Origin of the sequence: Microbispora hainanensis (genome assembly GCF_036186745.1) — a bacterium.
Classification (GTDB): Bacteria; Actinomycetota; Actinomycetes; order Streptosporangiales; family Streptosporangiaceae; genus Microbispora.
On sequence record NZ_CP108086.1, the window covers coordinates 8,750,226 to 8,773,660 of the forward strand.

At 69.9% G+C, this 23,435-nt stretch carries 21 protein-coding genes and 1 tRNA gene; 1 reads left to right on the forward strand and 21 read right to left on the reverse strand.

Features of this window, described 5'->3' with window-relative positions:
* Positions 1 to 11: 11 nt before the first annotated feature.
* From araA to OHB01_RS39650, 19 genes are all read right to left on the reverse strand, one after another.
* Entirely contained in the window at positions 12 to 1,505 is a 1,494-nt protein-coding gene (gene araA / locus OHB01_RS39560; RefSeq protein WP_142645816.1) for an L-arabinose isomerase, read from the reverse strand.
* Positions 1,502 to 2,161, reverse strand: a complete 660-nt coding sequence (locus OHB01_RS39565; protein WP_142645817.1) for an L-ribulose-5-phosphate 4-epimerase — start codon at positions 2,159 to 2,161, stop codon at positions 1,502 to 1,504. Before OHB01_RS39565 ends, araA begins: the two co-directional genes overlap by 4 nt.
* Entirely contained in the window at positions 2,158 to 3,807 is a 1,650-nt protein-coding gene (gene araB, locus OHB01_RS39570; RefSeq protein WP_142645818.1) for a ribulokinase, read from the reverse strand. The genes OHB01_RS39565 and araB overlap by 4 nt, the downstream gene beginning before the upstream one ends.
* Positions 3,808 to 3,900: 93 nt before the next feature.
* Positions 3,901 to 5,160 carry a multiple monosaccharide ABC transporter permease gene (gene mmsB / locus OHB01_RS39575; protein ID WP_185948924.1) on the reverse strand — a complete coding sequence of 420 codons (1,260 nt, stop codon included), beginning with the start codon at positions 5,158 to 5,160 and terminating at the stop codon, positions 3,901 to 3,903.
* A complete protein-coding gene (gene mmsA / locus OHB01_RS39580; protein ID WP_142645819.1) occupies positions 5,157 to 6,695 on the reverse strand; it encodes a multiple monosaccharide ABC transporter ATP-binding protein in 1,539 nt (512 codons plus the stop codon). The genes mmsB and mmsA overlap by 4 nt, the downstream gene beginning before the upstream one ends.
* A gap of 50 nt (positions 6,696 to 6,745) precedes the next feature.
* Positions 6,746 to 7,864 carry a multiple monosaccharide ABC transporter substrate-binding protein gene (chvE, locus tag OHB01_RS39585; protein WP_142645820.1) on the reverse strand — a complete coding sequence of 373 codons (1,119 nt, stop codon included), beginning with the start codon at positions 7,862 to 7,864 and terminating at the stop codon, positions 6,746 to 6,748.
* 66 nt (positions 7,865 to 7,930) lie between these two features.
* Complete coding sequence (gene yjfF / locus OHB01_RS39590; RefSeq protein ID WP_142645878.1) at positions 7,931 to 8,920, reverse strand: galactofuranose ABC transporter, permease protein YjfF; 990 nt, start codon at positions 8,918 to 8,920, stop codon at positions 7,931 to 7,933.
* Positions 8,921 to 8,925: 5 nt separating this feature from the next.
* Positions 8,926 to 9,972, reverse strand: a complete 1,047-nt coding sequence (locus OHB01_RS39595; RefSeq protein WP_142645821.1) for an ABC transporter permease — start codon at positions 9,970 to 9,972, stop codon at positions 8,926 to 8,928.
* Positions 9,969 to 11,480: a sugar ABC transporter ATP-binding protein gene (locus OHB01_RS39600; RefSeq protein ID WP_142645822.1), complete on the reverse strand. Its 1,512-nt coding sequence runs from the start codon at positions 11,478 to 11,480 to the stop codon at positions 9,969 to 9,971. The genes OHB01_RS39595 and OHB01_RS39600 overlap by 4 nt, the downstream gene beginning before the upstream one ends.
* Before the next feature lie 81 nt (positions 11,481 to 11,561).
* The gene (locus OHB01_RS39605; protein ID WP_221889869.1) at positions 11,562 to 12,551 is read right to left on the reverse strand and encodes an ABC transporter substrate-binding protein; all 990 of its coding nucleotides are present in this window, start codon (positions 12,549 to 12,551) and stop codon (positions 11,562 to 11,564) included.
* Between the two features lie 75 nt (positions 12,552 to 12,626).
* On the reverse strand, positions 12,627 to 13,613 hold the full coding sequence (locus tag OHB01_RS39610) for a LacI family DNA-binding transcriptional regulator (protein WP_142645880.1): 987 nt from the start codon (positions 13,611 to 13,613) through the stop codon (positions 12,627 to 12,629).
* Between the two features lie 441 nt (positions 13,614 to 14,054).
* Positions 14,055 to 15,113, reverse strand: coding sequence for a LacI family DNA-binding transcriptional regulator (locus OHB01_RS39615; RefSeq protein ID WP_419197560.1), 1,059 nt, complete (start codon positions 15,111 to 15,113; stop codon positions 14,055 to 14,057).
* Positions 15,114 to 15,249: 136 nt separating this feature from the next.
* Positions 15,250 to 16,146: a DMT family transporter gene (locus OHB01_RS39620; protein ID WP_328854748.1), complete on the reverse strand. Its 897-nt coding sequence runs from the start codon at positions 16,144 to 16,146 to the stop codon at positions 15,250 to 15,252.
* Between the two features lie 226 nt (positions 16,147 to 16,372).
* Positions 16,373 to 17,158 (reverse strand): dienelactone hydrolase family protein, encoded by a 786-nt coding sequence (locus tag OHB01_RS39625; RefSeq protein WP_142645824.1) that lies wholly within the window; start codon positions 17,156 to 17,158, stop codon positions 16,373 to 16,375.
* Between the two features lie 146 nt (positions 17,159 to 17,304).
* A complete protein-coding gene (locus tag OHB01_RS39630) occupies positions 17,305 to 17,973 on the reverse strand; it encodes an SRPBCC family protein (protein ID WP_328854749.1) in 669 nt (222 codons plus the stop codon).
* A 68-nt stretch (positions 17,974 to 18,041) separates the two neighbouring features.
* Positions 18,042 to 19,445 (reverse strand): CynX/NimT family MFS transporter, encoded by a 1,404-nt coding sequence (locus OHB01_RS39635; RefSeq protein ID WP_142645826.1) that lies wholly within the window; start codon positions 19,443 to 19,445, stop codon positions 18,042 to 18,044.
* 91 nt (positions 19,446 to 19,536) lie between these two features.
* The gene (locus OHB01_RS39640) at positions 19,537 to 19,950 is read right to left on the reverse strand and encodes a hypothetical protein (RefSeq protein ID WP_142645827.1); all 414 of its coding nucleotides are present in this window, start codon (positions 19,948 to 19,950) and stop codon (positions 19,537 to 19,539) included.
* Positions 19,947 to 20,300 carry a hypothetical protein gene (locus tag OHB01_RS39645; RefSeq protein WP_142645828.1) on the reverse strand — a complete coding sequence of 118 codons (354 nt, stop codon included), beginning with the start codon at positions 20,298 to 20,300 and terminating at the stop codon, positions 19,947 to 19,949. Before OHB01_RS39645 ends, OHB01_RS39640 begins: the two co-directional genes overlap by 4 nt.
* 85 nt (positions 20,301 to 20,385) lie before the next feature.
* Positions 20,386 to 21,480, reverse strand: coding sequence for a glutamate--cysteine ligase (locus OHB01_RS39650; protein ID WP_328854750.1), 1,095 nt, complete (start codon positions 21,478 to 21,480; stop codon positions 20,386 to 20,388).
* 179 nt (positions 21,481 to 21,659) lie between these two features.
* On the opposite strand from OHB01_RS39650, the gene OHB01_RS39655 reads away from it, so the two are divergent.
* A complete protein-coding gene (locus tag OHB01_RS39655; protein ID WP_328854751.1) occupies positions 21,660 to 23,045 on the forward strand; it encodes a hypothetical protein in 1,386 nt (461 codons plus the stop codon).
* Positions 23,046 to 23,048: 3 nt separating this feature from the next.
* Here OHB01_RS39655 and OHB01_RS39660 read toward each other — a convergent pair whose 3' ends face one another.
* Both OHB01_RS39660 and OHB01_RS39665 read right to left on the reverse strand, forming a co-directional pair.
* Entirely contained in the window at positions 23,049 to 23,231 is a 183-nt protein-coding gene (locus OHB01_RS39660; protein ID WP_147944826.1) for a hypothetical protein, read from the reverse strand.
* A gap of 51 nt (positions 23,232 to 23,282) precedes the next feature.
* Positions 23,283 to 23,355 (reverse strand) — tRNA-Ala (locus OHB01_RS39665).
* Positions 23,356 to 23,435: the final 80 nt, after the last annotated feature.

The following is a 23,435-nucleotide window of genomic DNA, read 5'->3' on the forward strand; positions in this document are numbered from 1 at the left end:
GACCTTGAGCTTCAGAACCCTTGCGCGAGCCGATAGTAGGCCTGGTTCCACCGCAGTTCCTTGGCGAACTGGCGCGGGGTGGTCGCCTCGTCGATGACGAGCAGCTCGACGCCGAGCATGTCGGCGAAGTCGGTCAGCTCCTCCGACCCGACGGCCGAGGAGAGCACCGTGTGGTGCGGGGCGCCCGCCGTGATCCACGACTCGGCGGAGGTGCGCAGGTCGGGCCGGGGCCGCCACACGGCGCGGGCGACCGGCAGGGCGGGCAGCGGCTCGGGCGGGGCGACCACGTCGATCTCGTTGGCCACCAGCCGGAACCGCTCGCCCATGTCGGACAGGCCGACCACCACGGCGGGGCCGGGGGCGGCGTCGAACACCAGCCGCACCGGGTCCTCCCGTCCGCCGATGCTCAGCGGGTGGATCTCGCACGACGGGGTGTCCGACGCGATCGTCGGGCAGACTTCCAGCATGTGCGCGCCGAGGATGAGCTCCTCGCCCGGGGTGAGGTGATAGGTGTAGTCCTCCATGAACGAGGTGCCGCCGGGCAGGCCCGCCGACATGACCTTGAGCGTGCGCAGCAGCACGGAGGTCTTCCAGTCGCCCTCGCCGCCGAAGCCGTAGCCCTCGGCCATGAGCCGCTGCACGGCCAGGCCGGGAAGCTGGCGCAGCCCGCCCAGGTCCTCGAAGTTCGTGGTGAACGCCTTGAAGCCCCCGCCCTCCAGGAAGTGCCGCAGGCCCAGCTCGATGCGGGCCGCGTAACGCAGCGACTCGTGCCGGTCCCCGCCCGCGCGCAGCTCGGGGGCCAGCCGGTAGAGGTCGTCGTACTCCTTGACCAGGGCCGACACGTCGGCGTCCGCGGCGGCGTCCACGGCCTCGACCAGCTCGTTGACGCCGTAGGTGTTCACCGACACGCCGAACCGGAGCTGCGCCTCGACCTTGTCGCCCTCGGTCACGGCGACGTCGCGCATGTTGTCGCCGAAGCGGGCCAGGCGCAGCGAGCCGATCTCGGCCCGGCCCGCCGCGGCGCGGGCCCAGGTGGCGATGCGCGCCGTCACCGCGGGGTCGCTCACGTGACCCGCGACGGTCTTGCGCGGCACGCCGAGGCGCGTCTGGATGTAGCCGAACTCGCGGTCGCCGTGGGCGGCCTGGTTGAGGTTCATGAAGTCCATGTCGATGGAGCTCCACGGCAGCTCCACGTTGGCCTGCGTGTGCAGGTGCAGCAGCGGCTTGCGCAACGCGTCCAGCCCGGCGATCCACATCTTGGCCGGGGAGAACGTGTGCATCCACGCGATCAGGCCGATGCAGTCGTCGTCACTGTTGGCCTCAAGGCAGACGCGGCGGATGGCCGCCGCGTCGGTGAGCACCGGCCGCCACTCGATCTCGAACGGCGCCGACTCCCCCAGGGCCTCGCCCAGCTGCTCGGCGATGCGCTGGGACTGCTCGGCCACCTGCCGAAGCGTGTCCTCGCCGTACAGGCCCTGGCTACCGGTCAGGAACCAAAGCTTCACAGGTGACTCCTCTGTCCATAGACGTTCTGATAGCGGTCGTACAAGCGGTCGATGTCACCCTGGGCGATCGGCAGGGGTTCGCCGAGCTGCCGGGAGATGTGCACGGTGCGGGCGACGTCCTCGCACATCACGGCGGCCTTGACGGCCGCCTTCGGCGAGCCGCCGATGGTGAACACGCCGTGGTTCTGCATCAGCACGGCGGGGGAACGGTGCCCGGTCAGGGTCGCGACGATCCCCTTGCCGATGTCGTCGTTGCCGATGAGCGCGAACGGCCCGACGGGGATCTCGCCGCCGAACTCGTCGGCCATCGCGGTGAGCACGCACGGGATCGCCTCACCACGGGCCGCCCATGCCGAGGCGTACGTGGAGTGGGTGTGCACGACCCCGTTGACCTCCGGCATGTGCCGGTAGACGTACGCGTGCGCGGCCGTGTCGCTGGACGGCGCCAGGTCGCCCTCGACGAGGTTGCCGTCGAGGTCGCAGACCACGATCGACTCGGGGGTCAGGTCGTCGTACGACACCCCGCTGGGCTTGATGACGAACAGGTCCTCGCCCGGCACCCGGCCCGACACGTTGCCGGCCGTCCAGGCGACGAGGTTGTATCGCACCAGTTCGGCGTGGAGCCGGCAGACTTCCCTGCGAAGTTCATCGATCATGCGCTGGCCTCGTTCCTGATCGCGCGGAGCCGGTGGAGCATCTCGCCGTCCGCGAAGTGGTCGTGCAACCTGCGATATTCGGCGTACAGCAGGTCGTAGGCGTCGGCCCGCCCGGCGTCGGGCACGTACGCCGCCGCCTCGCGCTTGCCCATCGCCGCCGCGGCGGCCGTGATGTCGGGGTAGGCGCCCGCCGCGACGGCGGCGTGGATGGCCGAGCCGAGGGCCGGCCCCTGGTCGGAGCCGATCACCGACAGCGGGCGGCGCAGCACGTCGGCGTACGTCTGCATGAGGAAGCGGTTCTTGAGCAGGCCGCCGGCGACCACGAACTCCTCGACCGGCACCCCGGCCGCCTCGAACGTCTCCACGATCGTGCGGGCGCCGAACGCGGTGGCCTCGATGAGCGCGCGGTAGACGTCCTCGGGCCGGGTGGCGAGCGTCTGCCCGACGATCACGCCGGACAGGGTGTGGTCGACCAGGACCGAGCGGTTGCCGCCGTGCCAGTCGAGCGCGACCAGCCCGTGCTGCCCCACGCGCTGCTCGGCGGCGAGCGAGGTCAGGTACTCGTGCAGGCCGACGCCCGCCTCCGCCGCCCGCTCGGCGTACGCGGCGGGCACGCAGTTGTCCACGAACCAGCCGAAGATGTCACCGACGGCGGACTGCCCGGCCTCGTAGCCCCACAGCCCGGGGACGATGCCGTCGCGCACCACGCCGCACATGCCGGGGACCTCGGCGAGCTGGTCGGAGCACATGACGTGGCAGGTGGAGGTGCCCATGATGGCCACCATCTGGCCCGGCCGCACGGCGTCGGCCGCGGCGGCGGTGACGTGGGCGTCGACGTTGCCGACCGCGACCGCGATGCCCTCGGGCAGTCCCGTCCACTCGGCGGCCCGCGCGGTCAGGCGACCGGCGAGCCCGCCGAGCGGCGCGAGCTCCTGGCCGAGCTTCCGGGTGAACCCGGAGAAGGCGGGGTTCAGCGCGGCCAGGAAGTCCTCGGACGGGTAGGCGCCGTCCTGGAAGACGGCCTTGTATCCGGCGGTGCAGACGTTGCGGGTCTCCACGCCGGTGAGCTGCCAGATGATCCAGTCGGCGGCCTCGATCCAGCGGTCGGCCCGGTCGTACATCTCCGGGTCCTCCTCCAGCAGCTGCAGGCCCTTGGCGAAGGCCCACTCGGAGGAGATCTTGCCGCCGTATCTCGGCAGCCACGCCTCGCCGCGCTCGGCGGCCAGCGCGTTGATGCGGTCGGCGTGCGGCTGGGCCGCGTGGTGCTTCCAGAGCTTCGGCCAGGCGTGCGGCCGCTCGGGGAACTCCTCGCACAGCGGACGGCCGTCGGCCGTGGCGGGCAGGATCGTGCAGGCCGTGAAGTCCGTGCCGATGCCGACGACCTGCTCGGCGGAGACCTGCGCGTCGGCCAGGGCCTTCGGCACGGCGTTGCGCAGCACGTCGATCCAGTCGGCCGGCGACTGCAGTGCCCAGTCGGGCGCGAGGCGGACCCCGGAGCCGGGCAGCGCGTCCTCGATCACGCGGTGGGCGTACTCGTGCACGGCGCTCCCGAGCTCCGCGCCGTCGCTCACCCGCACCACCACGGCGCGGCCGGACAACGTGCCGTAGTCCACACCGACCACATAGCGGTCATTGTTAACGCTCACACTCAACCTCCACAAGCTGTCGTGCCGACCGGGACGGGGCCGCCGACCGGCGGTGCGGCCGGCGGCCCGGGTTCCTGTCGATGTCTGAGGCCATCAGCGTGCGGTGCCTGCCCTGCGCTTGGTCCACACGTCGAACGCCACCGCGGCGAGCAGCACGGCACCCTTGACGAGCATCACCCGCTCACTGGGCGAGCCGATCAGCGACATGCCGTTGTTGATCACCGCCATGATCAGACCGCCGGTGATCGCGCCGACGACCTTGCCCACGCCGCCCTGGACGGCCGCGCCGCCGATGAAGGCCGCGGCGATCGCGTCCAGCTCGAAGCTGTTGCCCGCGGTGGGACCCGCCTGGTTGAGCCGCCCGGCGAAGATGACGCCGGCGATCGCGGACAGCACCCCCATGTTGACGAAGATCCAGAAGACGACCGACTTGACCTTGACGCCGGACATCACGGCCGCCTGGAGGTTGCCGCCGATCGCGTAGATCTGCCGACCGAAGACGGTGCGGTTGGCCATCAGCGAGTACGCCAGCACGAGCACCGCCAGCAGCACGAGCACCCACGGCAGGTTCTTGAAGCGGGCGAGCTGCACGACGAGGAAGAGGATCAGCGCGGCTCCGGCCGCCATCTTCAGCACGAACAGCGCCAGGGAGTCGACCGTCTGGCCATACCCCTTGCGCGCGCTGCGGCTGCGCCACTGCGCGAGGACCATGCCGGCGATCGCGACGATGCCGATCAGCAGGCTGAACAGGTCGGCGCCCCCGAGCGGGCCGAGGCCGATGTTGCCCAGCCAGCCGTCGGTGAAACCGTTGGCCAGTGTCCGGACCTGGTCGGGGAACGGGCCGATGCCCTGGTTGCCCAGCACGGTCAGGGTCAGCGCCCGGAAGAGCAGCATGCCGGCCAGCGTGACGATGAACGCGGGGATGCCGAAGTAGGCGATCCAATACCCCTGCCAGGCCCCGATCAGCGCACCGGCCACGAGCGTGATCAGCAGGGCCAGCGGCCAGGGCACGCCCATGTTCACCATGAGCACGGCGGCCAGCGCGCCGGTGACGGCGACCACCGAGCCGACCGACAGGTCGATGTGCCCCGCGATGATGATCAGGATCATCCCGATCGCGAGGATCAGGATGTAGGAGTTCTGGACGATGATGTTGGAGATGTTCTGCGGCTGGAGCAGCGCGCCGTCGGTCAGCACCGAGAACAACGCGATGATCAGCGCGAACGCGATGTAGATGCCGCTGGAGCGCAGGTTGAGCGACAGCCCGCCGAGCGACACCCGGCCCGGCCGCCCCGGCGCTCCCCCGCCGCCCTTGGCGCCGACCTCGATGTCGGCGGGCGTGATGCTGCTCATGCGAGCGACTCCTGTCCCTTGGTCATGAGATACATGAGGCGTTCCTGTGTGGCCTCCTCGCGCGGCACCTCGCCGGTGACGCGCCCCTCCGAGAGCGTGTAGATGCGGTCGCAGAGACCGAGCAACTCGGGCAGTTCAGACGAGATCACCAGCACGGCCTTGCCCTGCTCCGCCAGACGGTTGATGATCACGTATATCTCGTACTTGGCGCCGACGTCGATGCCCCGGGTCGGCTCGTCGAGGATCAGCACGTCAGGCTCGGTCAGGATCCACTTGGAGAGCACGACCTTCTGCTGGTTGCCGCCGCTCAGCTTGCCGACGACGCTGTCGACGTCCGGCGCCTTGATGTTCATGCTCGCGCGGAACTGCTGGGCGACGCGGTACTCCTCGTACTCGTTGACCCAGCCCCGCCTCGACAGGCCCTTCAGCCACGCCGCGCTGATGTTGCGCTTGATGTCCTCGATCAGGTTGAGGCCGTACCGCTTGCGGTCCTCGGTGGCGTAGGCGACGCCGTGCCTGATCGCGTCCTGCACGGTGCGGATCTCGATCGGCCTGCCGTCCTTGAAGATCCTGCCGGAGATGTGCACGCCGTACGTCCGGCCGAACACGCTCATCGCCAGCTCGGTGCGGCCGGCGCCCATCAGCCCGGCCAGGCCCACGATCTCACCCCGCCGCAGCGTGAGCGAGGCCCCGTCGACCACCTTCCTGCCGGGCTGGCTGGGGCTGTAGACCGTCCAGTCCTCGATCCGGAACGCCTCCTCGCCGATCGCCGGCGTACGCGGCGGGAAGCGGTTGTCGAGGGCGCGGCCGACCATCCCCGAGATGATGCGGTCTTCGGTCACGTCGCCCGAGGCCATGTCGAGCGTCTCGATCGTGCGCCCGTCCCGGAGGATCGTGACGGAGTCGGCGATCGCGATCACCTCGTTGAGCTTGTGCGAGATGATCACGCAGGTGATGCCCTCGTCCCTGAGCCCGCGCAGCAGGTCGAGCAGGTGGGCCGAGTCCTCGTCGTTGAGCGCCGCGGTCGGCTCGTCGAGGATGAGGAGCTTCACCTCCTTCGACAGCGCCTTGGCGATCTCCACGAGCTGCTGCTTGCCCACGCCGATGTCGGAGACGGTCGTGGTCGGGTTCTCCCGCAGGCCGACCCGTTTCAGCAGCTCGCCTGCTTCGTAGTTGGTGCGGTTCCAGTCGATGAAGCCGCGTGTGGCCCGCTCGTTGCCGAGGTAGATGTTCTCCGCGATCGACAACTGCGGGCACAGCGCCAGCTCCTGGTGGATGATGACGATTCCGGCGTGCTCGCTGTCGCGGATGCCGCCGAACTCGCAACGCTTGCCCTCGAAGGTGATCTCGCCGTCGTACTGGCCGTGGGGATAGACCCCGGACAGCACCTTCATCAGCGTCGACTTGCCGGCGCCGTTCTCGCCGCAGATCGCGTGGATCTCTCCCCGCCGCACCGCCAGATTGACGTCCTGCAGCGCCTTCACCCCGGGAAACGTCTTGGTGATCCCGCTCATCCGCAAGATGTGCTCGGTCATGTGCCCCCCGCTCAGGGAGGGCCCGGGGACTGCTCCCCGGGCCCCGATCCCTACTTGAGCTGGTCCTCTGTGTAGTAGCCGCTGCCGATGATGACGTCCTTGTAGTTGTCCTTGTCGACGACCACCGGGTCGAGCAGGTACGACGGAACGACCTTGTTGCCGTTGTTGTAGTCCGTGGTGTTGTTCACCTCGGGCTGCTGGCCCTTCAGCACCGCGTCGGCCATCTTCACGGTCTGCTCCGCGAGCTTGCGGGTGTCCTTGAAGATGGTGGAGTACTGCTCACCGGCGATGATCGACTTGACCGAGGCGAGTTCGGCGTCCTGGCCGGTCACGACCGGGTACGGCTGGCCGCTGGTGCCGTAGCCGGAGCTCTTGAGCGCCGACAGGATGCCGATCGAAAGACCGTCGTACGGCGACAGCACGCCGTCGACCTTGGTGCCGCCGGTGTAGGTCTTGGTGAGGATGTCCTCCATGCGCTTCTGCGCCGTGGCGGGGTCCCACCGCAGGATGGCGGCCTGCTTGAAGTCCGTCTGGCCGCTCTTGACCTTCAGCGTGCCGTCGTCGATCTTCGGCTGGAGCACCGACATCGCGCCGTTCCAGAAGAAGGTGGCGTTGTTGTCGTCGGGCGAGCCGCCGAACAGCTCGACGTTGAACGGGCCCTTCTTGCCGGCGTCGACGCCGAGGCCCTTGAGCAGCGAGTTCGCCTGCTGCACGCCGACCTTGAAGTTGTCGAAGGTGGCGTAGTAGTCGACGTTCGGGCTGTTGCGGATGAGCCGGTCGTAGGCGATGACCGGGATCTTGTTGTCCGCGGCCTCCTGCAGCTGCGAGGTGAGCGCGGTGCCGTCGATCGAGGCGATGATCAGGAGCTTGGCGCCCTTGGTGATCTGGTTCTCGATCTGGTTGACCTGGGTGGGGATGTCGTTCTCGGCGTACTGGAGGTCCACCTGGTAGCCCAGGGCCTCAAGCTGCTGCTTGACGTTGTCGCCGTCGTGGATCCAGCGCTCCGACGACTTCGTCGGCATGGTGACGCCGATCAGGGCCCCGGCGTTGCCGGCCCCGGAGGACGCGGACGCCTCCGTGTCCACCGTCTTCTGGCTGGAGCCGCAGGCGGTCATGGTCGCGGCGAGCGCGATGGCGGACACCACGCCCCCGATTCGTAGCAACCTCATGTAGATCTCCTTGGGGGTCGCCGCACACCGGTGTGCGGCCGATTGAAGGATAGGACTTTCCGCACATCAGGGAACTCTGCGGCGTGAGCCACCTGAAAATACGCGCTGCAGGAGGATAAAGACAAAGAGCAGCAAACCGATAAAAATCTTGGTCCACCAGGAGCTGAGCGTGCCCTCGAAGCTGATGATCGTCTGGATCAGTCCCAGCACGAGCACACCGAGCACGGTGCCGAAGAGGAAGCCGCTCCCGCCGGTCAGCAGCGTGCCGCCGATGACGACCGCCGCGATCGCGTCCAGCTCCATGCCCACGGCGCTCAGGCCGTAGCCCGACAACGAGTAGAAGGCGAACAGCAGGCCGCCGAGCGCCGAGCAGAACCCGCTGATCGTGTAGACCGCGATCTTCGTACGGGCCACGGGCAGACCCATGAGCAGGGCCGACTGCTCGCTGCCGCCGGTCGCGTAGACGTTGCGGCCGAGCCGCGTGTAGTGCAGCACGTACGCCCCGATCAGCACGACCACCACCGCGATCACCGCGCTCGGGGAGACCGACAGGTCGCCGCCGAGGTTGATCCGCGACTGGGCGATGTCGGTGAACGTCGGGTTGTCGATCGGGATCGACTCTGTGCTGATCGTGTAGCACAGGCCGCGGGCGAGGAACATCCCGGCCAGCGTGACGATGAACGGCTGGATCTCGAAATAGTGGATGATCGCGCCCATCGCCAGGCCCAGCACCGCGCCGATCACCAGCACCAGCACCATGACCGCGTACGCCGGCCAGCCGTCCTTGAGCAGGCTGGCGCTCAGCATCGTGGCCAGCGCGACCACCGAGCCGACCGACAGGTCGATGCCGCCGGTGAGGATCACGAACGTCATGCCGACCGCGACGACCAGCAGGAACGCGTTGTCGATGAAGACGTTGAGGATGATCTGCCCGGTGGCGAAGTTCTGGTAGCGGATGCCGCCCGCCACGAACATGGCCACGAACAGGCCCGCGGTCACCAGGACCGGGATGTACTTCTGCGGGATCGCACGGCGGCGGTCCAGCAGACCGGTGATGCCCGTCACGCCGTGACCCTCACCTTCTCTTCGGGCGCCGGGGACGCCGTGACCGGGCGTCTGCGGCGGTGGAACACCTTCGTGCGGAAGGCCGGGGACTGGATCAGGCAGACGATCGTCACCACGAGCGCCTTGAACAGCAGCGTCGTCTCCGGCGGAACGCCGATCGAGTAGATCGTGGTGGTCAGCGTCTGGATGATGAGGGCGCCCAGCACCGTGCCGCTGAGCGAGAACCGGCCGCCGGACAGCGGGGTGCCGCCGATGACGACGGCGAGGATCGCGTCCAGCTCGATCCACAGACCGGCGTTGTTGCCGTCGGCGCTGGAGACGTTCGAGCTGATCATCAGGCCCGCGATGCCGGCGCACAGCCCGCAGAACGCGTACACCGTCATGAGCACGCCGCGGGCGCTGATGCCGGCCAGGCGGCTCGCCTCGGCGTTGCCGCCGACCGACTCGATGAGCAGGCCGAGCGCCAGGCGCCGGGTGAGGAACGCGGTGAGGGCGAGCACGACCGCCACGACGATGATCCCGAACGGCAGCGTCAGCCAGTAGCCGCCACCGATCAGCTTGTACGGCGAGCTGTTGACGGTGGTGATCTGGCCGTCGGTGATGAGCTGGGCCAGGCCGCGCCCGGCGACCATCAGGATCAGCGTCGCGATGATCGGCTGGATGCCGATGCCGGCGACCAGGAAGCCGTTCCACGCGCCGAGGACCACCGACAGCACCAGCGCGAGGCCCACGGCCCCGAGCACACCGCTCACCGAGTTCTGGTCGGACAGGCCGCTGATGCGCAGGCAGGCCAGCGCGCCGGCGATCGCCACGACCGAGCCGACCGACAGGTCGATGCCGCTGGTGGCGATGACCAGCGTCATGCCGAGCGACACCAGAATCAAAGGCGCGCCGAACCGGAAGATGTCGATGAGGCTGCCGTAGAGGTGCCCCTCCTTCATCTCGATCTTGAAGAAGCCGTCGGTGAAGAAGAGGTTCAGCGCCAGCAGCGCGACCAGGACGACCACGGGCCAGAACAGGCGGTGCTTGAGGATCCGGCTCATGATCGGGCTCCGCTCGCGATCGTCTCCGTCAGAGTGTCGGTGGTCAGGCCCTCGTCGTTGTCCAGCTCGGCGACCAGCCGGCGGTCGCGCAGCACGCCGACCCTGTGGCTGAGCCGCAGCACCTCCTCCAGCTCGGCGGAGATGAACAGCACGGCCATCCCGCCGTCCGACAGCTCGGCGACCAGGCGCTGGATCTCGGCCTTGGCTCCGACGTCGATGCCGCGCGTGGGCTCGTCGAGGATGAGCAGGCGGGGCTCCAGGATGAGCCAGCGGGCCAGCAGCACCTTCTGCTGGTTGCCGCCGCTGAGGTTCTTGATGAGCTGGTCGGGGTTGGCCGGGCGGATGTTCAGCGCGGCGATGTACTTGTCGACCAGCTCGTCCTGCCTGCGCCGCGGGATCGGCCGGGTCCAGCCGCGGGAGGCCTGCAGGGCGAGGACGAGGTTCTCCCGCACCGTCAGGTCGGGGATCAGCCCCTCGGCCCGCCGGTTCTCCGAGCAGAAGGCCAGCTTCCGGGAGACCGCGGATCGCGGCGTACGCAGGTTGACCGGCTCACCGTCGATCTTCAAAGAGCCCGTGCCCGCGTGGTCGGCCCCGAACAGCAGCCGGGCGATCTCCGTACGGCCCGAGCCGAGCAGCCCGGCGAGGCCGACGACCTCGCCCTCGTGGATGGTCAGTGTGAACGGCTGGATGGCGCCGGTGCGGCCCAGCTTCTCGGCCTCGACCAGCGGGGCGCCCTCGCGGGCCGGCGGGCGCTCCTCCAGCTTCTCCAGGTCGGCCAGCTCCCGGCCGATCATCTTGCCGATCAGCTCGACCTGGCTCAGCTCGCTGGTGAGGTACTCCCCCACGAGCGTCCCGTTGCGCAGCACCGTCATCCGGTCGGAGATCTCGTAGATCTGGTCGAGGAAGTGCGAGACGAACAGGATCGCGATGCCCTGCTCCTTGAGCCTGCGCATCACCCGGAAGAGCTGGGCGACCTCGCCCGCGTCGAGGCTGGAGGTGGGCTCGTCGAGGATGAGCACCTTCGCGTCGATGTCGACGGCCCGCGCGATCGCGACCATCTGCTGGATCGCCAGCGAATACGACGACAGGGGCGCCGACACGTCGAGATCGAGCTCGAGCCGGGCGAGGATCTCCTCGGCCCGGCGGCGCATCGCCTTCCACTGGATGCGGCCGAAGCGGCGGGGCTCACGGCCGATGAAGATGTTCTCCGCCACCGACAGGTTCGCGCAGAGGTTGACCTCCTGATAGACGGTGCTGATGCCCGCCTGCTGCGCGGCGAGAGGGCTGGAGAAGGCGACCGGCCGGCCCTCCAGCTCGATCTCGCCCGCGTCGATGTCGTAGACGCCGGTAAGCACCTTGATCAAGGTGGACTTGCCGGCGCCGTTCTCTCCCATCAGCGCGTGGACTTCGCCCGGAAGCAGCCGGAAGTCGACGCCGTCCAGTGCCTTCACGCCGGGGAACTGCTTGCCGATCCCGCTCATCCGCAGGATCGGCGCGGGTGCGGCCATGCGGCGCCCCTTCCTCTGTCTCTCGATCCTCGCCTCGTCGTGGGGCGGGCCGCCCCGGTGGCGGGGCGGCCCGGAACCCGATCAGTACTTACGGTTGGGCAGAGCCTCCGCGGCCTGCTCCTGGGTGAAGGTGGTCTCCTCGGTGACCACCCGCTGGGGCACCTGCTCGCCGGCGACGACCTTCTTGGCGAGGTCCATCAGCTGGGTGCCGAGCAGCGGGGAGCACTCGACGATGAAGTTGATCTTGCCGTCGGCGAGGGCCTGCATGCCGTCGTGCACCGCGTCGACAGTGATGATCTTGATGTCCTTGCCCGGGACCTTGCCCGCGCCCTCGATCGCCTCGATGGCGCCGAGGCCCATGTCGTCGTTGTGCGCGTACAGCACGTCGATGTCGGGGTTGGACTTCAGGAAGGCCTCCATGACCTCCTTGCCCTTGGCGCGGGTGAAGTCGCCGCTCTGCGAAGCGATGATCTTGAACTTCGGATCGGCGGAGATGACCTCCTGGAACCCGGACTTGCGGTCGTTGGCGGGCGCGGAGCCGGTGGTGCCCTCAAGCTGGACGATGTTCACGTCGTCCTTGCTGTCCTTGTACTGGTCGACCAGCCACTGACCGGCCTTCTTGCCCTCCTCGACGAAGTCGGAGCCGAGGAAGGTCTTGTACAGGCTGGTGTCCTTGGAGTCCACGGCCCGGTCGGTGAGGATGACCGGGATCTTCGCGTTCTGGGCCTCCTTGAGCACGGTGTCCCAGCCCGACTCGACGACCGGCGAGAAGGCGATCACGTCGACCTTCTGCTGGATGTAGGACCGGATCGCCTTGATCTGGTTCTCCTGCTTCTGCTGCGCGTCGGAGAACTTCAGCTCGACTCCGGCGGCCTTCGCGGCCTCCTGGATGTCCTTGGTGTTGGCGGTGCGCCAACCGCTTTCCGCGCCGACCTGGGCGAAGCCCATCACGAGCTTGCCGTCGTCGGCGCCGCCGCCGACGGACGAGTCGCCGCCGTCGCTGCTGCTGCAACCGGCCATCGTCAGGGCCGTGGCACCGGCCAGGATCAGTGCCGAGAACCTCTTCAACACTTGGGGGGGATCCTTTCTAAAGTTAGCGCTAACACCTTGGGCGCAGCGCTGCTCATCCAATGTGTTTCCGTACGGCTAGCGCGCGGCCGTGCTTCCCCTGAGCACGAACTGGGGAGGCACGACGAGACGCTCGTGGGGCAGCGCCTCGCCCGACTCGATCTGCCGGAGCAGCACGTCGATGCTGCGCCTGCCTACGGCCCCGAAGTCCTGTCGGATGGTGGTGAGCGGCGGGGAGAAGAACTCCGACTCAGGGATGTCGTCGAAGCCCACGATGCTGATCTGCTCGGGTACCTTCACCCCCTCCTCCGTGAACGCGCGCAGAAGGCCGAGTGCCATCTGGTCATTGGCGACGAACACCGCGGTGACGTCGCCGGCCATCGCGGCGAGCTCCTTGCCGGCCCGGTAGCCCGAACGCGGGCTCCAGTCGCCGGTCAGCATGCCGGGAATGGGCCGCCCCGCGGCGGTCAGAACCGCGCGCCAGCCCTCGATGCGCCCCTCGGCCTCCAGCCAGTCCGCCGGGCCGCTGACATGCCAGACGGTCTCGTGCCCGAGGTCGAGCAGGTGCGAGGTCGCCAGCCTGGCGCCCTCCACCTGGTCGACGCTCACCACGGAGACCTCGCCCTGATGCCAGCCCTCGACGGCCACGGCGGGCATGCCCGCCGGCAGGTCGTCGAGCGCCCGCGCCGCCGACCGCTGCGGGGCGACGACGACGATGCCGTCCACACCTTGCTCGGCGAGGTAGCCGATCGCGTCGTTGACCCCGGCCCTGTCGATGGTCCGAAGGCTCACGATGCTGACGAAGTAACCGGCGTCCCGTGCCGCCTGCTCGATTCCGTATACCGTGCTCGCCGGGCCGTACAGCGTCGTGTCGAAGCTGACCACGCCCAGCGTGCGCGAGTGCTTGGTGACCAGGGCCCGGGCGACGAGGTTGCGACGATAACCGAGCTGGTCGATGGCCCGCATGACCCGGGTGCGGGTCTCGGCGCGGACGTTCGGATGGTCGTTGAGCACCCGCGAGACCGTCTGATGCGACACTCCGGCCAGCCTGGCCACGTCGGCCATGACGGGCGGGCGACGGTCGACGTTGGGTCCCACTGGTGCTCCTCTCAACTGCTTGGGAAGACTGTGAGCGTTAACACGACCCTCCGTCAAGGCGATGAGGGATTACGGTCCGGTCACACCGACACATCCTGGTAACACGCTATTGACGGACATGTCGCATAGCCCTTAACTGATGGCCGAATCCCCGTTGTTAGCGCTCACTTTGCAACCATCTCGTAATGAGAACGTTAACAGCACCCGGAGTGCCCCTCGAATGAGCAGAAAGGCCTGGCCACCGGCCTTATCGGCGGCCATCGTGAGCGGCGTCGTCAGCGCCGTCGTCCTGGGTCCAGGCGTCCAGGGTCACCGCCGCGCCGGATGTCGAGCAGGTCGGCCTGTTCGCGCTGTCCGCACTGTCCGCGCGGAACGGCACGCCGATCGCGGCCGGCGCGGCGGCCTCCTTCAGGGCCTGACGCCGGTGCTCTCCCGCACCACGAGCTCGGGCTCCACCATGCGCCGCGCCTCGCCCTCCACCCCGGCGATGCAGTCCAGCAGGAGCTGGAACGCCTGCCGGCCGACCTCGCCGAAGTTCTGCCGCACGGTGGTCAGCGGCGGCCAGAAGTAGGCCGCCTCGGGGACGTCGTCGAACCCGACGACGCTCACGTCGTCGGGGACCCGCCTGCCCGCCTCCCGCAGGGCCCGCAGCACGCCCATCGCCATGTGGTCGTTGGCCACGAAGACCGCCGTCACCTCGGGCTCACGGGCGAGCCGCTTGCCGATCTCGTAGCCGGAGTGGGCGGTCCAGTCGCCGACCAGCGGCTCGGGCACCTCCCTGCCCTCCGCCTCCAGCGCCGACCGCCAGCCTGCCACCCGGCCGTTCGCGTCGATCCAGTTGGGCGGGCCCGACAGGTGCCAGACCGTACGGTGACCCAGACTGAGCAGATGGCGGGTGGCGCGGGCGGCACCGGCGTACTGGTCCACCGCCGCGACCGGCACCGGCACCGGCAGGTCCGTTCCGCCGCCGACGTCGACCACCGGGAGCCCCTGGGGAAGGTGGCGCAGCCCCTCGGCGGCCGACTCGTGCGGCGCGACGACGATGACGCCGTCCACGGACTGGGACCGCAGGCGGTCGATGCCCCGGGTGATCCAGCTTCGGTTGAGCGCGGGCAGGCTGGCGATGCTGACCAGGTAGTCGCTGTCCCTTGCCGCCTGCTCGATGCCGAAGAGCGTGGAGGCCGGGCCGTACAGGGTGGTGTCGAAGCAGACGACCCCCAGCACACCCGAGCGGCCGGTCACGAGGACCCGCGCCGCCGAGTTGGGCCGGTAGTCGAGCTCGCGGACCGCCGCGAGGACGCGCGCCCGGGTCTCCGGGCGCACCTTCTCCGGAGCGTTCAGCACTCTCGACACCGTCATCGCCGACACTCCTGCCAGCTCCGCGACGTCCTCCATGACCGCCGCCTTCGGGCGTTCGGTCGGGCTCTCTCCAGGCCGGACCTTCGTCATCCGCCGCGCCCCGCTCATTCTGGTCAGGTTTCCTGAGTGATTGCGATAACAGCGGGCCGCGCCACCACAACGGTGATCACTGTGCGTCACGAGCCCGGTGAGGAACGTTCCGCCTGGCGACCACGTGTGCGCACGTGCCCAGCTCATGGTATCGCTAACAGCTCCCGCTCCCCTTGTGTTGGTGCGGAGCGTCACGAAGTTCCCCCCTGGCGAGCCAGGCGAGGGCGCACAGGAGCACCATCGCCCCGCCCACCTGTACGGTGGACATCCTCTCCCCCAGCAGCACGATGCCGATGACGGCGGCGACGAGTGGTTCGAGCAGGGAGAGGACCGCCGCCGTGGTGCCGCCGACGACGCGCAGCCCCGCGAAGAACAGCCCGTACGCGAGGGCCGTCGGCACGGCCGCCAGATAGCCGAGCAGCAGCACGCTGGTCACCATGCTGGTCACGGTGTGCCCGGCGGGCAGCAGCCCCCCGGACGCGGCGAGCGGCAGCAGGCAGGCCGCGCCCCCGGCGAACCCCCACACTGCCACGCCGTCGGCGGGCATCCGGCGGGTCGTGAGGGTGACGCAGGAGTAGGCCGCCGCAGACAGCAGCGAGTAGCCGGCTCCGGCCGGGGTGACGGTCTGCGCGCCGCCCGTGAGCATGGCGAGACCCGCGACGGCGAGCGCGGCGCACCCGAGGCCGGTGCGGCCCAGCCGTTCGCCCAGAAAGATCCGGCCGCCGGCCGCCACCAGGAGCGGAGCCGCGCCCATCGTGATCATGGTGGCGACCGCGACACCGGCCTCGGCGATGGCCGCGAAGTAGGCCGCCTGGCACACCGCCATCGCCGGGCCGACGAGCAGCACCACCCGCCAGGAGGGCCGGCTGCGGGCGACGGCGAGCAGGAGCACCGCGCCGCAGGCGAAGCGCCAGAACGACACGGCGACGGGACTCAGCTGTCCCGCACCGTGCAGCAGCGCCCCCGCCGCTCCCCCGGTTCCCCAGGCGACCGCGGCGGTGGACACGTAGACAAGGCCCTGCCGTACGGACAGGGCTGGAGCATGGTTCATCGACGTCTCTCCAGTGAGGTGGGCCCGATTCCCGCAGGCGGGCAGGGGCCACCGGCCGGGCCGCCCAGGCCCGGCTCACCGGATGGCGCCGCCCGCTAGCGGGCGGGGGGTGGAGAGACGATCAATGTCACGCGGGCACCGTAACGTGTCCGCACGGCCGTCCGCATCACCATTTGGGCACTTTCGGGGGTGCCGGTGCGCGTGACGGGACGCGGAAGGCTTAGTCTTACATCGTGGCAGCCCGAGGCGAGGTCAGGTCGCCTCGGGCTGTCCGCTTCACGAAGCCGAGGATGCGCGACCAGGCGTCGGCGCAGGCCTCCGCGAGCTCCGGGCGGCCCAGCTCGAAGAAGCTGTGCGGCGCTCCCGGATAGGTGACGAACTCGTGCGCCACCCCGGCGCCCTCCAGCGCCTCATCGAACGCGCTCACCACCTCGGCGGAGATGCCCTCGTCCGCGCCGCCGAACAGGCCCAGGATCGGCCCGCGCAGCTCGCCCGCCGTCTGGGTGGGGCCGGGGTTGCCGAAGAGCACGTCCGGATATCCGTAGAGACCGATCACCCCGGCGAATCCGAAGGCGGGCCTGGCCGTCATGAACGCGAGCCTCCCGCCGAAGCAGAAGCCGAGGGACACCACGTCCTCACCTCCTTCGGCCCGCAGGTGCGCGGCGCCGGCGGCGATGTCGGCGAACAGCCCGTCCCGGTGCGCCTTGCCCAGGTGCTCCATGAAGGGGAAGTCATCGGGCCTCGGATCGGTCCCGGCCGTACGCCCGAAATAGTCGATGGCGAGCGCGGTGTGGCCCTGCTCGGCGAGCCGTTCGGTGAGGCGCTCGTAGAACCCCGACAAACCGCGATTGTCCGGTAGGACGAGCACCGCGGAGCCGGACACCCGGCCGGGACGGGACAGGAAGGCCGCGAAGTTCGCGCCGTCGGCCGAGGTCAGCACGATGCGTTCGGACGTGACGGTCGTGATCGGAGAACCGCAGACGGGCGGCACGGCGTCGGGCTCGTAACACACGGGCGATATGCCTTTCATTGAGATTGGCGGATACGCCCGTGAGGCTACAATATATCTCGTCCATCATATCAGGACAAAATAAATTTCCGATTTCTCGGAAATAACAGGCCTGTCTCCTTTCGGGAGACGGGCCTGACTGCATCGGATCAGATCACCGGACCGGGCGTGTCCCGCGGCGGCACCGGACCGGTGCCGGGAGCGGGGCCCGTGCCGGGAGCGGGCGGGACCGGGCCGGTGCCGGGCGGCGGCAGCGGCGTCTCGCGCGGATACTCGGGGTTCACGGTGCGGGGCGGCATCGGCTCGCCGATGTCATAACCCGTGCCGCCGGCGCCGGGAGCGCGGCCCGTGTCGTCCTGCTGGTGCGGGCCGGGGACCTCGCCGCGCCAGCCGCCGGTCTCGCCGCCGCGCGTCTCGATGAACGTCTTGAAACGCTCCAGGTCGCCCTTGACCCGCATGCGGACGATCTGCAGGGCGTCGGCCGCCTTCTCCAGGAAGCCCTCGGGGTCGTACTCCATCTGCAGCGTGGCGCGCGTCGTGTCGCCGCCGATCCGGTGGAAGGTCACGACGCCGGCCTGCCGCGGCGTGTCCACCGAGCGCCAGGCCACCCTCTCGTCGGGGTGCTGCTCGGTGATCTCCGCCTCGAACTCGCGGCGGACGCCCGCGATCTCGACGACCCAGTCGGTGCGCGTGTCGCCGATCTGCTTGACCGACTCCACGCCCTCCATGAACTCCGGGAAGCTCTCGAACTGCGTCCACTGGTTGTACGCCGTGTGGATCGGGACATTCACGTCGACTGACTGCTCGATCGAGCTCATGCCTTCTCCTTCTCTCGTGGGTTGCCGCACTACGCCTGCCCTGAGAGATGGAGGTAAACCCGGCGGCCTCAGGGGCAGGGCGACCTGCGGCGCCCCTCGTGCCGCCCGGCCGGGCGGGCCAGCCGTGGCCGGGCCGCCTTGCCCCCGTCGCCCGTCCGCGCGTGCCGCGCCTTGCCGGCCGGCCGGCGCGCCTGTCCCGTGACCAGGTCGCGCACGCCCCGCGAGACGTGGTCGTCCCGGCCCCCGGCGGGCACGGGCGGGGTCTCGTCTTCGAGGGTGCGGTCGGCCGCCGCGTACCAGCCGGTCACCACCTGTACGGCGAGCGCCGCGAACAGCAGCACGAACGGCAGCGCCCACCCGCCGCTCACCTGGTGGAGCAGGCCGAACGTGATCGGTCCCGCGCCGGCGATGAGATATCCGGCGCTCTGCCCGAAGGCCGACAGCGCGGCGGTGCCCGCCGGCGTGCGGGTCCGCATGGCCAGCATCGCCAGCGCGAGCGGGAAGGTGCCCCCGCCGACGGCCACGAGGATCGACCACGCCCACAGCGCGTGCCCGGTGAGCAGGCCCGCGAAGCCGGCCGCGTACAGGACCGAGAAGGCGATCACCAGCGGGCGCTGGCCGGACAACCGGGTCGCCAGGGCGGGCACCGCCATGGAGACGGGGATCCCGAGCCCGGTGAACACGGCGAGGACCAGGCCGGCCTCCCCGGCGGTGTAGCCGTTGTCCCGCAGCAGCAGGGGCAGCCAGCCGAACATCACGTACGCGATGAGCGACTGCGAGCCGAAATATCCGGCCACGGCCCAGGCGAGCCTGCTGCGCAGGAGGCCGTCGGCTCCGGCCCTCACGGATGTGTCGCGCCGCTCCGGCTCACCGCGCCTGAGCGCGAGCCACGGAATCGCGGCCACGGCGGCCAGAGCCGCCCACACCCCGAGTGCCACGTGCCAGTTGCCTCCCGCGGCCTGCTGCACGGGAACGGTCGCGGCGGCGGCGACCATCGTCCCGGCCGCGAGGGCCGTCGAGTAGACGGTGGTCATCGCCCCCGCCCGCCGGGGGAAGTGCCTCTTGATCAGCGCGGGGATGACGACGTTGCCGACCGCGCCGCCCGCCAGCGCGACGGCGCTGGCCGCCATGAACGGCACGGCGGAGTCGGCGAGGGCGCGCGCGGCCTGGCCCGCCGCGAGCAGGACGATCGCCCCGAGCAGCAGCCGCTGCTCCCCCATCCTGCGCGACATGGCCGGCGTCAGCGCGCCGAACAGGGCGAAGCTCATCACCGGCAGGGTGGTGAGCAGCCCGGTCATCGCCGCCGACAGGCCCAGCCCCGCGCTCACCTGGTCGAGCACGGTCCCCACGCTGGTCACCGCGGTACGCAGGTTCAACGCGGCGAGGGCGATGCCCCCGGCGATCAGCCACGCCATCGATCCGCCGTGTGCTCGCAACGCGAGCACGCCCCTCCGCGTCACGACGGCACTCATCGCCGCAACATCTCCCCTCATCCGGTCATCCTACGATTGACACCATACCAAAGCCCTCATCGCTCTCATTTGTTCCAGCCTGGGAGAAGTTCTACGAACGCCGCACGCCGCGCAGCAGCCACAGCAGGCCGATCACGGGCAGCGCGAGCGGCACGAAGCCGTAGCCACTGCCGTACCCGGACCACACGGTGGCCTGCGGAAACGCGGCGGAGTCGGCCAGGCTCAGCGTGCCGACGACCAGCACCCCGGCCAGCTCGACCACGCAGGCGGCGACCGCGACGCGCCGTGCGCCGCGGGCCAGCGCCACCGTGAGCACGATGTAGACCACCCCGGCGAACGCCGACAGCACGTACGCCAGCGGCGCCTCGGCGAATCTCGTGGCGATCTGCACGGCGGCGCGTGAGGTCGCGGCCAGCGCGAAGATGCCGTAAACGGCGACGAGCACGCGTCCCGGCCCGGAGCGCACGGCCTCGCCGCCCCGGTCCTGCCCGGAGTGAGCACTCATGCGCCCGCGTTCCAGATCTGCAGCAGCCGCCCGGTCATGACGGCGACGGTGAAGGCGGCCACGGTGATGACCCCGGGGCCCCAGCGTGTGCGCTCCGCCCGGCCCCACCACATGGCGGCGGGCGGGATCACCACGGTGCCCAGCAGGTAGCCGATGAAGGTCGCCTTCTCCGTCACGTGGCCGAGATCGGCGAGCGCGAAGGCCGCCTGCGCGAGCACGGCGAGTTCGAGCAGCCCGAGCCCGGCCAGCAGCACCGGCCCCATCGGCCGGTTCCGTACGGCGGTGATCACGCTGACCAGTGCGAGCACCAGGGCGGCGCCGATCAGCCAGCCCGAGTAGGCGCCGTTCATGCCGCGCTCGGGGCGGGGATCACAGACATGGCCAGTAGGGTATCGGCCCCCGCGCCCGCCCCGCCGCACGGCCTCCCGGCGCCGCCTAGCGCCGTCGGGTCTCGGCGAGGAGCAGGTCGACCGCGTCCTCGGGCTTCCCCTTGACCGCGTACGCCCCCCGCTGGCGCGAGGCGGAGCTGCCCCGGCGCAGCGCCGCGTCGGCGAGCCCCGAGACGATCTCCCAGTCGCCCAGCTCCTCCAGGGTCGGCCGCAGCTCCTCCAGCATCCACGTGATGAGCCGCGGGGCCGGTTCGGGCCTGCTCGTCACCGGCGACAGCAGGTCGCCCTCCAGCCCGTCGCGGGCCGCCCGCCAGTTGGCCGCCCGCAGCAGCGCAAGGCGCTGCTCGCCGGCCGGCGGCTCACCCCGCTCCACGGCCTCGGTCTCCCTCGTCATGAGGGCGCGGAAGAGACCCGCGAGCAGCACCACGTCGTCCGCGAGCGGGCAGGAGTCGCAGATGCGCATCTCCACCGTCGGCACGTGGGCGCTGAGCCGCAGGTCGAAATAGACCATGCCGCGGTCCTCGATGACGCCGGAGGCCACCAGGTCATCGGCCGTCCTGTCATAGTCGGCGGCGTCGGCGAACGGCCCGAGCGGGCCCGCGGTCGGCCAGCGCTGCCAGGTCAGCGCGCGGCTGCTGGCATATCCGCTGTCCTCGTCCATCCAGTAGGGCGAGCTGGCGCTGAGCGCGAGCAGCGGAGGGAGCCACGCCTCCACGCGCTGGGCGGCGAGCACCGCCACGTCCCTGTCGTCGATCTCCACGTGCACCTGCGCCCCGCAGATGAGCTGCTCCTGGGCGAGGAACCGGTAGGACTCCTGCAGGTACTCGTAGCGCTCCCCGGGCGTGAACGTGTAGCCCTCGATGCCGGTGATCGGAGTGCTGCCGGAGGCGATCACGCCCACCCCCAGCGGCTCACCGGCGGACACGAGCCCCTGGCGCAGCCGCACGATCTCGGCCCGCACGTCGCCCAGGTCCTCCATCGGGGTGCTGTTGGTCTCCACCACCGAGCGCTGCAGCTCGGCCGCGAACCCCTCGTCCGGCAGCCGCTCCAGCATCGACTCCGCCAACGGCGTCAGCCGCCGGGTCTCGAGATCGACGACAAGGAACTCTTCTTCAACGCCGACAGGCCGTCTCTTCGTCATGACCGCTCGACTACCCCGATGGTGCGAAATAGGCCTGCCCGGCCGAGCACGCGCGAGACAGGAGCCGTGTACGTATCCGGCGTCGCCTGGCGAATTTCCCTTTACGTAGAACATTTTCCGTGAATGATGGCTCTTATCGGGTGGGGGCCCGACATTTCCACTACGGGGAAGGATTCGACATGCCTGTCGACCTGTCCAACGCCAAACCGCTCGCCTGGGATTCGGCGAAACTCGACGCCGACACCAAGGTCATGCTCGACAACCTGCAGCCGAACATCCTCCAGGCGCACGTGCGGGAGAGCGTGTCCCTGCTCCTCGTGCACTTCGGCGACGGCCCGGACGGCAGGCGCTTCCTGCGCTCCCTGGTGCCGCTCATGAAATCGGCCAGGAAGCACCTGGAGGAGGTCCGCGCGTTCAACCGCACGAAGAAACCCGGCACGCCGTACGTGGGCGTCGGCATCAGCAAAATCGGCTATCTGAAACTGGGCCACTCGACCACCCGATTCACCGACAACGCGTTCAAATCGGGGATGAAGCGGCGCAAGGACACGTTGAACGACCCGGCGGTGAGCGCCTGGGAGAAGCACTACCAGGAGGAGATCCACGCGATCGTGCTGATCGGCGACGCCGCGCCCGAGCCGGTCGCCGCCACCCGCAAGCGTGTCCTCGCGCTGCTGCCGAAGACCGCGAAGATCGTCGGCGAGGAGAAGGGCGAGGGCCTGCGCGACGCGCAGGGGCGGGGCATCGAGCACTTCGGCTACGTGGACGGCCGCAGCCAGCCGCTGTTCCTCGCCGACCAGGTGGCCGCCGAGTCCGGCGCCAACTGGAATCCCTTCTTCCCGCTGAGCCACGTGCTCGTCCCCGATCCCCTCGCTCCCCGCCCGGCCCGCCACTTCGGCAGCTACCTCGTGCTGCGCAAGCTGGAGCAGAACGTCCGCGCGTTCCGCGAGGCCGAGGAGGCCCTCGCCGACGCGCTCGGCCTGAAGGGAGACGACCGGCCGCTCGCGGGCGCGATGCTGGTCGGCCGGTTCCGCAACGGCACGCCGCTGCGGCTGCACGGCAGGCCCAGCTCCGAGGGCCACCCTGTGCAGAACGACTTCAGCTACCGCGACGACCCCGGCGCCAAGTGCCCGGTCGGCGCGCACATCCGCAAGGCAAACCCCCGTGACTCCCGGGACGGCGGCCTGGAGCGCACGCTCGGCGTGATGATGGCCCGGCGCGGCCAGACGTACGGCAGGCGCACCGACACGCCGTGGGACGACGCGCCCCCGGCGGCCCGGCCGACCGGCGGGGTGGGCCTGCTGTTCATGGCGTTCAACGCCAGCCTGCAGGGCCAGTTCGAGTTCACCCAGCAGACCTGGGCCGACAACCCCGGCTTCCCTGACGAGGGCACCGGCCACGATCCCGTGATCGGCCAGGGCAAGCGGGACGTCAAGGTGCGCTACCCGAAGGCGTGGAACAGCACCAAGCTCAGCGCCCCGCAGCGCCAGGTCCCCCAGACCGTGACCATGAAGGGCGGCGAATACTTCTTCATGCCGTCGCTCGCCTATCTCAAGAGCCTCTGATCCTCAGACGCTGCAGGCGACGCCGGCGGTGACGGGTGCGGGCGCGCCGCTCGGCACGTCGATCGCCGCCGCCTCGCCGGCGGCGCTGGGCGAGGCAGTCGTGGGCGAGCTGTGGTTCGCGTTCTCCGTGCCGCGGTATCCGGCGCTGGTCCCGATCTGCGCCGTAAGCGGCCTGGTCCACGCCACGCGGCGCTCGCCGCAGCCCGCTGCCCGCCGGATAACTCACCGGATGAAGGGTGGAGCTATGGGGATTCGAACCCCAGACCCCTTCCATGCCATGGAAGTGCGCTACCAGCTGCGCTATAGCCCCTTGCCACCGCTCCGGGTGTTCCCGGCGCGGCGCTCGGAGAGCATATAGGTATGCCCATCCGTTTACCTAATCGTCACCGG